This is a genomic window from Bradyrhizobium sp. WSM1417 (assembly GCF_000515415.1).
Lineage (GTDB): Bacteria > Pseudomonadota > Alphaproteobacteria > Rhizobiales > Xanthobacteraceae > Bradyrhizobium.
The window spans coordinates 3,878,496-3,890,066 of sequence record NZ_KI911783.1; the positions used below are offsets into that span (position 1 = coordinate 3,878,496).

Here is an 11,571-nt window from a genome sequence, read left to right on the forward strand (position 1 = left end):
TCGTCCTCCAAAGCTCCGGGAGCGGTCTTGCTCTGACCGGAAATATCGTTCCGCTTTGGATTGGAGACAATCCATGCAAATATGACGTCTATGTCTACGATTTGGAAACAATCGCCGGCGCCAGCCCATGGATAAGGTCGCCAGCCTCCGGGCCTTCGTAAAGGTGGTCGAAAGCGGCAGTTTTGCCGAGGCGGGCCGGCAGTTGCGGCTGTCACGCTCGGCGATCAGCAAATACATTGCCGACCTCGAAGAGAGCCTCGGCGTCCAGCTCCTGAACCGGACCACGCGCCATGCGAGCCCGACCGAGAACGGCCAGCGCTATTTCGAGCGCGCGGTCGTGATCCTGTCGGAGATCGAGGCGGCCGACCAGGCCGTAGCGCAAGCCCAGTCGGCGCCGCGCGGCCTGTTGCGCGTCAACGCGCCGATGTCGTTCGGCACTCTGCGGCTCGGGCCGGTGCTCGCCGATTTCATGGCGCGATATCCGGAGCTCCAGCTCCAGCTCGTGCTCAGCGACGATCTGCTCGATCCCGTCCAGGATGGCTTTGACGTGACCTTGCGGATCGCGGAACTGGAATCGTCGAGCTTGATCGCGCGAAAAATCATGCCGGTGGCGCGCATGATCTGCGCTTCACCCGATTATCTCGCACGTCACGGCACACCACAACATCCGCAGGATCTGCGCGGCCACGCCTCCCTGACCTACGGCTTCCTGCTGACGGGCAATCAGTGGAAGCTCACCGGCACCGACGGCGATCACTGGATTCAGCCGACCTGGTCGCTCTGCGTCAACAATGCCGAAGTGCTGCGTGATGTCGCGATCAACGGCAGGGGGCTCGCGCTGCTCCCGGAGTTCATCGCCGCCGATGCCTTGAGGAGAGGCGAGCTGCGAACGGTGCTGGACGATTATTCCGCGCCGCCGCTCGCGCTCTATGCGGTCTATCCGCCGACCCGGCATCTCTCGGTGAAGGTGCGGCTGTTCATTGATTTTCTGGTGGAGCGGTTTGGCCGGGAAAACGAACCTGATGCGCGCAGACGCACTGAGGGATCAGCGGCTCGATGAGATGAAGGCCGCTGAGCTTGGTGGACAGGAGATCGGCCCGGTCGGCCATCGCCTTCAATAGCTGCCACTCGATTGGGCAAAAAGACCAGGTTTGCCCAAGTGTTGAGCGCTGCAAGCCTGCAAATCAATCAGCCAAATGATTGATTTCAATATGCATTCCTGCACGATCGATTGCACATCTCGCCATTTTCTTTCGGGCTCCCGAAGCCAACACTTCTGGCGCTCACGGCGGAAGGCGCGCAGCGAGGCGCGAAGACCACGAGGATGCCGATGCAACGGATCAATGAAGCGATATCGAATCCAAAGGTGAAGCGCGCCATCGAACTCGCGATCGGGCCGCTGCTGCTGTTCGCGTTGTGGTGGATCGCGTTCAAGGGACAGCTGGTCAACAAGGATCTGCTGCCGTCGCCGGTCGACACGCTGCGCGACACCGCGGCGATCATCGCCGCCGGCAAGATGACAGGTGATTTCGTCCATACCATCGCGCGCGTCGGCTATTCGACCCTGATCGCCGTGGTTGCCGGCGTCCCCATCGGTATCGTACTCGGTGCCAGGGCCGCGATCTATCGTTCGGTCGAATTCCTGGTGGACTTCTTCCGCTCCACGCCGGCGACCGCATTGTTTCCGCTGTTCCTGCTGCTCTTCGGCCTTGGCGATTTTGCCAAGATTGCAGTCGCCGCTTTCGCCGCCTGGCTCGTGATTATCTTCAACGTCGCCTACGGCGTGATGAATGCTCGTCAGACCCGCATCCTCGCAGCGCGCTCAATGGGGGCGTCGTCGCTCCGCATTTTCAAGGACGTCATCTTCTATGAAACCTTGCCGCAGACCTTCATCGGCCTGCGTACCGCGGTGTCGCTTGCGCTGGTCGTGATTATCGTCGCCGAGATGTTCATAGGCGCGACCGATGGCATCGGTCACCGCATCATCGACGCGCAGATCTCGTACTCGCTCACCGATATGTACGGCTCCATTCTGATCGCAGGCGCGATGGGATACGGGCTCAACCTCGTGCTTCTGACGATCGAACGTTCGCTCATTCACTGGTCCGGCAAATAGTCCGCCTAATCGAAACGAAGAGGCCATCATGCAGATGAAGAGATTTCTTGGAGCATTCGCAGTTTCCACGTTCTTGCTCGGGATCACCGGCGCACATGCGGCCTGCGACAAGACCGAGAAGGTGACGGCGGTCTGGCTGCCGATCATGCAGACCACCGCCTATTACGTCGCTCTCGAAGAGAAGCTGTTCGAGAAGGCCTGCATCGAGATTGTTTCCACCAAGATGGAAGCGCCGAACCAGATCATCGACGCGCTGATCGCGGAGCGCGCGGATTTCGGTCCGCCCGGCGCGGCGGCCGGCATCGCGATGATCGCGGAGGCCAAATTTCCCGGCAAGCTGAAGGTGTTCGGTCTGCAGGGCGGGGGCATCGCCGTCGATCGCATCAATGACGGCCTGATCGTCAAGCCTGACAGCCCGATCAAGAGCTTTGCCGACCTGAAGGGGAAATCGCTCGGTCACGTTCCGGGCATTCAGTGGCGCACCATATCCCGCCACATGGTCCGATCGGCGGGCCTCGATCCCGACACCGACGTCAAGCTGGTCGATCTTGCGGTCGCCATGCAGATTCCTGCCGTGGTCGGCGGCACGGTCGATGCCACGCTGTCGCTCGAGCCGGTCGGATCGATTGCCGTCGCCTCGGGCAAGGCGGCCCGTGCCATGACCAATCCGGTCGCGCGCGTGATTGCGGATCCGTTTTATTCCGGAGCCTCGCTCATGACCACGAAGTTCCTGAAAGAGCGGCCCGACGCGGCGCGCAAGGTGGTGGCCGTCCTCGACGAGGCGACCGACCTCGTCAACGCCAATTTCGCAAAGTACAAGCCGATCCTCAGCAAATACACACCCACCAAGGAAGACCAGCTCGAATATCTGGCGCAACCCTATCTACGCGGCTTCAAGGACCTCAACGAGACCGACATGAAGTCGTACCAGGCGCTGGTCGACATCTTCATCAAGGAAGGCGTCGTGGCAGGCCCAATCAATGTCAAGGACAAGGTCCTTGCCAAGTCCGATCTCGGAAATTGAGTGGACATTCCGATGGGCAAAGTGACCGCGATCCGCAGCGTGGGCCAGCCGCAAACCGAGAGCCCGTCACCGGTCCTGTCGCGCAAACCGCGGCAGGCCTATGTGACGGTGCGTGGACTGAGCAAGAGCTTTCAGGGCACGACGATCTACGACGACTTCTCGATCGAACTGCCGATGGGAAAGTTCATCTCGGTGTTCGGCCCGAACGGCTGCGGCAAGAGCACCTTCATCAACATGATCTCCGGCCTGATGCCGATGGATGCGGGTGAGGTGCTTTACGACGGCCAGACCATCCGCGACACCAGGATATCGTACGTCTTCCAAAACTACAGGGAGGCGCTGTTTCCCTGGATGCGCGCGATCGACAACATCCATTATCCCCTGAAAGTGATCGGGGTGGATCGCAAGGAGCGCCGCCGGCGCGTCGAAAAGCTGCTCGCGGATTTCGACGTGCCGTTCGACCTCAACGCCTATCCCTACACGCTTTCCGGAGGCCAGCAGCAGACGGTTTCGATTCTGCGCGCGCTGGTGACCGAACCCGAAGTGCTGTTCCTGGACGAGCCTTTCTCTGCGCTGGACTACGAGATGACGCTGTTCATGCGCGAACGGCTCCAGCACATCTTCATGAAGCTGAACACGACGATGCTGCTCGTATCGCACGATCTCGAGGAGGCCATACAGCTCGCTGACGAGGTCGTGTTGCTGACGCGTCGGCCGACGCGGGTGGCGGAAATTGTTCCGGTGAATCTGCCTTGGCCACGCGACCTCGACGTCACCACCGGTGAGGGGTTCATCAACCTGAAACGCCATTGCCTCGACCGCTTCTGGCGGGAAGTCAGACGGGACTAATCAATCCTCGAAAGATGGAGACCAACATGACGAAGCGCCGTTTCCGCGCTGCCGCCGTCCAGACGCTCGCCCGCTTGGGAGACTTCGACCACAACATCGCGTTGGCCACGCAATATGTCGAGGATGCGGTGCGGCAGGGAGCCGAGCTGGTGGTGTTCCCCGAATGCATGGACACCGGTTACCTCTTCGACTCCGCCGAGCACTGCCGTGAACTCGCCGAGACCATGAAGGACGGCCCGTTCGTCACGGCTTTGTCCGCGCTGGCCAAAAAGCACCGCATCTACATCGCCAGCGGCGTCACCGAGTGGGATCCGGACAAAGAGAAGATATTCAATACCGGCATCATGTTCTGCCGAAACGGCGAGACCGTCTGTCATTACCACAAGCAGTTCCTTGCCACGCACGATCAGAATTGGTTTGCGTTCGGCGAGCGCGGCTGCCCGGTGGTGGATACAGACCTCGGAAAGATCGGCCTGTTGATTTGCTTCGACGGCCGCATTCCCGAGATCTTCCGCTCGATGGCGCTGCAGGGTGCGGAAGTGATCGTGGACATGGCGAATTTCTTCAGCATGGACCAGGCGGACATGTGGGGCCCGGCCCGCAGCTACGAGAACGGAATGTGGCTCGTGGCGGCCACCAAGGCCGGCTATGAGCGGTCGATCTACTATCCGGGGGGCAGCATGATCGTCGATCCCAAGGGACGCGTGCTGTCGAAGGTACCGTATGATACGCACGGTATGGCCGTTGCCGATATCGATCTCGATGCCGCGAACGACAAATCGATCTATTCGGCGAACGACAAGATCGCCGATCGCCGTCCCGAGACCTACGGCCTGATGGCCCTGCCTTATGAGAAGACGCCGGTCTATGGGATCGCGGAGCAGCCGCTGATCCCGGCGAAATCCGTTGCCAAGGTCGCGGCGGTGCAGATGCACGTCACCAGGGACAGTCCGGCCGAAGACGTGTTCGACATGGTCGATCACGCGGCCAAGCTCGGCATCAAGGTCCTCACGTTGCCGGAATACGCATTCTGTCCGACGGCCATTCCGAACGCGGCGGAGGCCGCGGCGCTGGCCGACCAAACGCCGACTTTGCTGGCGAGGATGGCCGCGATCTCGTCTCGCTATCACTGCCTGATCGCACTCCCTACGGTGGAGCGCGCCGCAGCCGGACTGTACGTGACGACGTTCCTGATCGGGCCGGATGGGAAGGAGGCTGGGAAGTACCGCAAGACCCATCTGACAGCCGAGGAGCGGACATGGGCGAGGGCGGGCGATGAATATCCGGTGTTCGAGACGCCATTCGGCCGCATCGGCATCATGTCCGGCTATGACGCGGTATTCCCGGAGGTCTCGCGTTGCCTCGGCATCGCGGCTGCCGATATCATCTTGTGGCCAGCCTCGCTGCGCGAGCCGTTCGAACGCGAGCTGCTGGCGGTTCCGAGGGCCGAGGACAATCGCGTAGCGGTGGTGCTGGCGAACCGCGTCGACTCGCCCTATCCCGGCGGAAGCCTCGTGATCCCGCCGACCGGATTTCCGCTCTGGGACATCAACGTCGTAGCGCCGCGCGTTCTCAAGCTGGGCGCCGTCATGCCCAAGCACATCGATCTCGCGGTCTGCCGGCAGAAACTGATGATCCCGAAGGTCGACATGTTCGCCAACCGGCTGGTCGAGACCTACGCCCCGATCATCGCCGCCTGACGGTTGCGGTGCCGGCCGATATGCCCGAAAGTGGCGAGTGTTAGATGCCAAAGCTCGCGAACGGGCATATCAGGACGGCCGAGGTGGCAAAGGCTGCACGAACCCTGCGTTATAATTGGGATGACGTCATCTTCTTCCTGGAGGTTGCGCGCACCCGCAATCTCGTTCGCGCGGGCCAAAAGTTGAAGGTCGACCACACGACCGTCAGCCGTCGGGTGAGGGAACTCGAACGCAGCCTCAACACTACGCTGTTCAAGCGCAGCAAGGCAGGCTTCGCCCTGACTGAAGCCGGTGTGCGGCTGCTCCAGTTTGCCGAAGGCATGGAGAACAACGCCAACGCCATCATCGAGACCGTGGTCGGTTCCGAGAACGCGGACGCCGCCGGAGCAGTGCGTATTGCGGCCATGGAAGGCATCGGCAGCATGTACCTGACGAGATGCATGGCCGCCTTCAGCAAGGCGTGGCCCTCGATCCAGGTCGAGTTAATCACCGATACCCGTCTCCTCGACATGACGCGGCGCGAGGCGGATATCTTCATCAGCTTCTTCAAGCCAAAGGGAAGGCGACTCTCGGTCAAGAAGATCGGCGAGTTCAGGAGCTTTCTTTACGCCTCCAGCGGTTACCTGCATCGCGCACAGGCACCTTCCGACCTGAAGGACCTGGACAATCACGACTTCGTCGATTTCATTGACGAGCACATCCACATCAAGGAGAACCGCTGGCTGTCCGACATCCTGCGGCCGGCCCACGTCGTCTTCCGCAGTACCAGCCTGGTCTCACAATATGTGGCCGCATCGAACGGGCTCGGCATCGCCATGCTGCCGTCCTACGTAGCCGCCCACAACAAGGATCTGCGTCCGATCCTGCCCAGCTATTTTTCCGTCCGCGATATCTGGTTATCGGTCCACGAGGACCTGCTGCACATCTCCCGCATCAAGGCTCTGATGGGGTTCCTCGAGAAACGCGTTGCGGCCGATGTCGATTTCCTGATGTCGGCGAGCCATCACGCACAGGCATAAGGCTCGTTGCCCGAAGCGCTAGTGGCCGAACGCTGTTAGGTCGGCCGGAGCAGATCGTCCAGCGCGCTCATCGAGGCCTCTCGAAGCGCGGCGAGCTCGCGGGCGGCGCTCTGGGATTCGGGCGGGGACATCGTGACCGCCGCCAGCTCGACCTCGCGGCAGAATTCGAACAGGCGGACGAGGCCGAGCGCGCTCGCGCCGCTGCCGAGTTGATGCGCGCAGCGTGCGAGCTGCGTGGGATCGCCAATCACTGCTGCCTTGGCGATGTCCTCGATCAGTTTTTCGCTCGTCTCTTCCAGCAGGTGGTGGAGTTTTGCGACCTGCGCCGCGCCGAGCAGCTCCTTCTGGTCATCGAGGAAATGCCGGTCGATCAATGCGCCTGCCGCGAGCTGCGCCGCGGCTGGCTGGTTCTGGGCATCGTCCTCGATCGCCTCGCGCAGCGCATTGATCAGGATCGGCTTGCTGACGATCCTGGCAATGCCTGCCCCCGCGAGCCGCTCGCGGGCGCGGCCCGACATGTCGGCGGTCACCGCGATGATGCGCGGCATCGTCGGCAGACCGAGCTTTCGAATCCGCGATGCCGCTTCGACGCCATCCATGTCGGGCATGTGCAGATCCATCAGAATGATGTCGAACGCCTGATCGCGCGCGTGAGCGATGGCCGACGCGCCGTTCGTGGCGATGGTGGCGTGGTGGCTGAGCCTCTTCAACATCGCTTCGCCGACCTCGCAATTGACGGGGTCGTCGTCGACCAGCAGCACGCGAAGCCGCCGCGATGGCGGCTGGTCCGCGCCTTGCGCGATGCCGTTCGCGGCGAGGCCAAGCGGTACCTCAAGCATGAACGAGCTGCCGGTGCCCGGCGTACTCGCCACCGTCAACTCCCCGCGCATCAGGCGGGTGAGGCGCCGCGCGATTGCCAGTCCCAGGCCGGTGCCGCCAAACCGCCGCGCGATGCTGTCGTCGGCCTGGACGAAATCCTCGAAAATCCGCTCGTGCATGTCGGGCGCGATGCCGATGCCGGTATCGCGAACGGTGATGCGCAGCAGGACATGATCGTCATGTGCCTCGGCGGCCGCGCTCAAGCCGATGCCGCCTCGCGGGGTGAACTTGATCGCGTTGCCGATCAGATTGAGCAGAATGCGATTGAGCCGCACCGGGTCGCCGCGCACGGAGGTATTGACCGTCGCAGCGCAGGCGAGATCGAAGGAGAGGCCCTTGTGAAAGGCCTGCGGACGCATCAGATCGGCCGCCGTTTCGATGAGCTGGTCGAGGCGGAAATCGCGGGTCTCCAGAGTCTCGGCGCTGGCCTCCAGGCGCGCATATTCGAGGATGCCGTCGACCAGCGCGATCAGCGTTTCGCCCGACGCGGCCGCGGTCGTGAGGTGGCGCCGCTGCGCTTCGCCGAGGCTGCCGTCGTCGAGCAGTTGCAGCACCCCCATGACGCCGTTCAGCGGCGTGCGCAGCTCGTGGCTGACCACCGCGAGAAAGCGCGATTTGGTCTCGTTGGCCGCAACCGCCGCGCTGCGCGCGCGCTCGGCGGCATCGTGCTCGGCCAGGGCCTGGTCGCGGGTCTTTTCCAGTTCGGAGGTGCGCTCGATCACCTTGCGCTCGAGCGTCGCATAGGAGTAGCGCAAGTGAGCGGCCATCCGGTTGAACTGATCGCCGAGCGCCTCCAGCTCGTCACCGGTCTTGATCGCGAGCCGCAGGCCGAGGTCGCCGCTGCCGATCCGCCGCGCGCCCTGCGTCAGGATCTGGATCGGCACGGTCATGCGACGGCTCAGAAAGAGAGAGACCAGCACCGCACAGGCCAGCAGGATGACCAGCAGAAAAGTCGAGCGCCCGATCGACGCATAGATCGGCGCATAGGCTTCGGTGAGCGGCAGCTCGACGAACACCAACCAGCCCAGCGAGGGGACCGTCGCATAGGTCGACAGCACGCGTTGACCGGACATATCCTCCTTGACCAGGCCGCCGGAGGGCGGCCCGACGCCATCGAGCGCGGCCTGGACGTCGGCATGGCCGGAGAGGTCGCTGCGACGCAGTGCCGGCCACAAATCGGGATGCGCGATCAACAACCCCATCCGATCGACCACATAGGCCTTGCCGGTGTTGCCGACCCTGATCCCGGCGACGAGGTCCCAGATGAAGCGAAGATTGACCTCGGCGACAATCACATCCGGCGTGAGGCCGGTTCCGCGCGTGGCGAGCGTCATGAACGGCTCGGTGTCGCCGAGGAAGTAGACCGGTCCGTAATAGGCGCGGCTTTCATTGGCGCCGCGGAAGGCCTGCGAAGCGGAGAGATCGGCCTTGCTGCCGATCCTGTCCGCGACACGGCGCGACACGCGCACCTGCTCGCGGCCGCGGGCGTCGAGCTCGGCGATTTCCGCAATCGCAGGCGAGAGGCGCAGGAGGCGGATGGCGTTCAGACGCTGGTCCTCGTTCGTGGACAGTTCCGGGGGCAGGCGCGAGAGCCATCTGATCTGGTTTTCGATCTGGCCAATGAACTGGCCGATCTGGATGGCGGCGCTCGCTGCCTGCTCGCGCTGGATCGCCGCCAGAAGCTGCTTTTGCTCGCGATAGGAGAACCAGACGTCGAAGCCGGTGTTGATGGCGAGCGCGGCGAAAGCGAGCGCGACGATCGAGTAGAGGTATTTGCGGAACAGCCGGCCGGGAGGTGGCCGCAAATCTCCCTGGTCGATCGTCTCGTTCACTCGCGGATCTCGTCGGCGCGCGCGAGCAGCGTGAATGGTATCGTCAGATCCAGCGTGCGGGCGACCGTGCGGTTGATCAGGAGTTCGTATTTCCGCGGCGATTGCACCGGCAGATCGCCGGCCTTGGTGCCGCGCAGGATGAGATCGACATAGTCAGCCGAGCGCACTTCGAGCGTCGGCCCATAGCTCATCAGCCCGCCCGCATCCATGAAATAATAGAACGGGTAGATCGTGGGCACGCGATATTTGGCCGCCGCGGCCACCGCAGCCTGCCGGTGGACCACGAGGAAGCTGTCGACCAGCGCAATCATCGCCGCCTTGGGCGGTTCGGAGAAGAGCCTGACGGCTTCGTCGATCTCCGTTGGCGCGCTGACGGGGGCGGGGACCACGGACACGCCAGCCAGTGCTGCCTCTTGCTCGATGGAATCGAGGAAGAAGCGGCCGCCGCGAGGTGTGGTCGCCGGGTTGTACAGGATACCGACGCGCGCAAGATCCGGCACCGCCTCCCGGATGAGCTGAAGCCATTTGCCGCCCATCTCGGCGCTGCTGTTGGTGAAGCCGGTCACGTTGCCGCCGGGATGGGCGAGGCTTTCGACGAAGCCGTTGCCGACGGGATCGTTGGCGGTCGCGAACACGATCGGGATGGTTTTGGTGGCCGCCAGGACTGCTGCGGTTTCGACCGTCGAGCCGGTCAGGATCACATCCGGCTTGAGCGCGAGCAATTCCTGAACCGCGGTTTTCAGTCTATCCGGCGGGCCGAAGGTCGAACGGAGCTCAAGGCGGAAATTGACGCCTTCGACCCAGCCTCGCTGCCTCAAGCCCACGATGAGGCCACCCAGGCGCGAGGTCGGGCTGTCGATCATGCTCCTTCTGGTCAGTTCGTCGTCGAGCGGCAACGCCGTCAGCGATGCCACGACCCGCACGCGATCAGATGTTGCGCCGAGCGCCAGCCACCCCGCGGCGGTTGTGCCCGCAAGGCGAATGAACCCGCGGCGATCGACCGCGAGAGCGGAAGGCCGTTCGGTCATGACATTCTTTGCATGATGGTGTGCCCCAAGCCGATGCTTAGCGCGAACGGCCGGCATCCACAATTGATGAAAAAATGCGTTTGTGACTGCTCATTCGCAGCGTTTGGCGGCCCGATACCGTATTCCTACGCCGCCAAAGAGTCGCTGTTTCGAACCTTGCCTCCTCCGTGACACCTTGTAACGCACTGCGGCGTTGCAACATTTTCCGTCTCGGTCGTGATGACGGTTCGGGGAGGCCGATTTCGTCGCTGCCGATTTTTGAAGCGTTGTTTCAAATTTTTTCGAAGGTTTTCGATGCGCAAAATCTATCTCGTTCCGGCCCTGGTCGGCCTGCTCACCTCTGTTGCAGCGGGGCCCCTTGCGGCCCAGGGCGCTGTACCGAAGCAGAAAGCTGCGCCGGCACCGAGAGCCGCCGGTGCCACTCCCGCAGCAGCCGGTACGCCGGTCGCTGCCGGCGCGACGTCGGCCGCCGCCGAGACAGCGGCGCCGGACGACAAGTCCAAGGCGATCGACACCAAGGCGATCGACGGCTTCCGCTCGGCCAAGTTCGGGATGAACGAGGCCGACGTGCGCGCGGCGATAGCCAAGGATTTCGGCGCAAAGCCCGACACCGTCAGGGCTCAGGACAATGCGTCCGAGCTGACGCACAGCCTGCTCTATTCGGCGCCCGAGCTGCTGCCGAACGGCGGTACCGCCGAGCTCTCCTACGTGTTCGGCTACAAGTCCAAGTCGCTGATCCAGATCGGCGCGGTCTGGTCGAAGGGCACCGACGCGACGATCACGCCGGAGAAGCTGTTCTCCAACGCCAACATCCTGCGCGCCCATTTCCTCAGCGAGGGCTTCAAGCCCGACTCCATCGCGGTCAACATGCCCGTCAACGGCGGCATCGTGATGTTCCGCGGCAGCGACGCCAAGGATCACTCGGTCATCCTGCTTCTCCAGGGCACGTTCGAGAACAAGGACAACAACCAGCGCGTGCTGACGCCGACCAGCCTGCTGCTGTTCTACGTGGCCGACGCCAAGAGCCCCGACATCTTCAAGCTGCCGCCCGGCCAGTTCTGATGTCGCGCTTCCACGACATTCTCCCACCCGGTTGTGGATCGGCGCCAGTGCCGATGAAGAGG

Annotated in this window: 9 protein-coding genes; 7 read left to right on the plus strand and 2 right to left on the minus strand. The window is 62.9% G+C overall.

What is annotated here, in order from left to right; translation table 11 throughout:
- Positions 1-127: 127 nt before the first annotated feature.
- The 6 genes from BRA1417_RS0118565 to BRA1417_RS0118590 all read left to right on the plus strand — a co-directional run bounded on the left by BRA1417_RS0118565 (position 128) and on the right by BRA1417_RS0118590 (position 6,708).
- Positions 128-1,060, plus strand: a complete 933-nt coding sequence (locus tag BRA1417_RS0118565; RefSeq protein ID WP_027517064.1) for a LysR family transcriptional regulator — start codon at positions 128-130, stop codon at positions 1,058-1,060.
- Positions 1,061-1,330: 270 nt separating this feature from the next.
- On the plus strand, positions 1,331-2,116 hold the full coding sequence (locus BRA1417_RS0118570) for an ABC transporter permease (RefSeq protein ID WP_027517065.1): 786 nt from the start codon (positions 1,331-1,333) through the stop codon (positions 2,114-2,116).
- Between the two features lie 28 nt (positions 2,117-2,144).
- Positions 2,145-3,140 carry an ABC transporter substrate-binding protein gene (locus BRA1417_RS0118575; protein ID WP_245286245.1) on the plus strand — a complete coding sequence of 332 codons (996 nt, stop codon included), beginning with the start codon at positions 2,145-2,147 and terminating at the stop codon, positions 3,138-3,140.
- A gap of 12 nt (positions 3,141-3,152) precedes the next feature.
- Entirely contained in the window at positions 3,153-3,989 is an 837-nt protein-coding gene (locus BRA1417_RS0118580; RefSeq protein ID WP_035969421.1) for an ABC transporter ATP-binding protein, read from the plus strand.
- 26 nt (positions 3,990-4,015) lie between these two features.
- The gene (locus BRA1417_RS0118585; protein WP_027517068.1) at positions 4,016-5,689 is read left to right on the plus strand and encodes a carbon-nitrogen hydrolase family protein; all 1,674 of its coding nucleotides are present in this window, start codon (positions 4,016-4,018) and stop codon (positions 5,687-5,689) included.
- A gap of 44 nt (positions 5,690-5,733) precedes the next feature.
- On the plus strand, positions 5,734-6,708 hold the full coding sequence (locus BRA1417_RS0118590) for a LysR family transcriptional regulator (RefSeq protein ID WP_027517069.1): 975 nt from the start codon (positions 5,734-5,736) through the stop codon (positions 6,706-6,708).
- A 35-nt stretch (positions 6,709-6,743) separates the two neighbouring features.
- On the opposite strand, the gene BRA1417_RS0118595 is transcribed toward BRA1417_RS0118590, so the two are convergent.
- Together BRA1417_RS0118595 and BRA1417_RS0118600 are read right to left on the minus strand one after the other, a co-directional pair.
- Entirely contained in the window at positions 6,744-9,419 is a 2,676-nt protein-coding gene (locus tag BRA1417_RS0118595; RefSeq protein WP_027517070.1) for a hybrid sensor histidine kinase/response regulator, read from the minus strand.
- Positions 9,416-10,447 (minus strand): ABC transporter substrate-binding protein, encoded by a 1,032-nt coding sequence (locus tag BRA1417_RS0118600; RefSeq protein ID WP_027517071.1) that lies wholly within the window; start codon positions 10,445-10,447, stop codon positions 9,416-9,418. Before BRA1417_RS0118600 ends, BRA1417_RS0118595 begins: the two co-directional genes overlap by 4 nt.
- A 294-nt stretch (positions 10,448-10,741) precedes the next feature.
- Here BRA1417_RS0118600 and BRA1417_RS0118605 point away from each other — a divergent pair, with 294 nt between their 5' ends.
- Positions 10,742-11,509, plus strand: coding sequence for a hypothetical protein (locus BRA1417_RS0118605; protein WP_027517072.1), 768 nt, complete (start codon positions 10,742-10,744; stop codon positions 11,507-11,509).
- Positions 11,510-11,571 lie beyond the last annotated feature (62 nt).

Excerpts from the sequence above, each read along its gene's own strand:
- BRA1417_RS0118570 (WP_027517065.1), top strand. The coding sequence starts at position 1,331 with ATGCAACGGATCAATGAAGCGATATCGAATCCAAAGGTGAAGCGCGCC.
- BRA1417_RS0118565 (WP_027517064.1), top strand. The coding sequence starts at position 128 with ATGGATAAGGTCGCCAGCCTCCGGGCCTTCGTAAAGGTGGTCGAAAGC.
- BRA1417_RS0118585 (WP_027517068.1), top strand. The coding sequence starts at position 4,016 with ATGACGAAGCGCCGTTTCCGCGCTGCCGCCGTCCAGACGCTCGCCCGC.
- BRA1417_RS0118575 (WP_245286245.1), top strand. The coding sequence starts at position 2,145 with ATGCAGATGAAGAGATTTCTTGGAGCATTCGCAGTTTCCACGTTCTTG.
- BRA1417_RS0118580 (WP_035969421.1), top strand. The coding sequence starts at position 3,153 with ATGGGCAAAGTGACCGCGATCCGCAGCGTGGGCCAGCCGCAAACCGAG.
- BRA1417_RS0118590 (WP_027517069.1), top strand. The coding sequence starts at position 5,734 with ATGCCAAAGCTCGCGAACGGGCATATCAGGACGGCCGAGGTGGCAAAG.
- BRA1417_RS0118600 (WP_027517071.1), bottom strand. The coding sequence starts at position 10,447 with ATGACCGAACGGCCTTCCGCTCTCGCGGTCGATCGCCGCGGGTTCATT.
- BRA1417_RS0118605 (WP_027517072.1), top strand. The coding sequence starts at position 10,742 with ATGCGCAAAATCTATCTCGTTCCGGCCCTGGTCGGCCTGCTCACCTCT.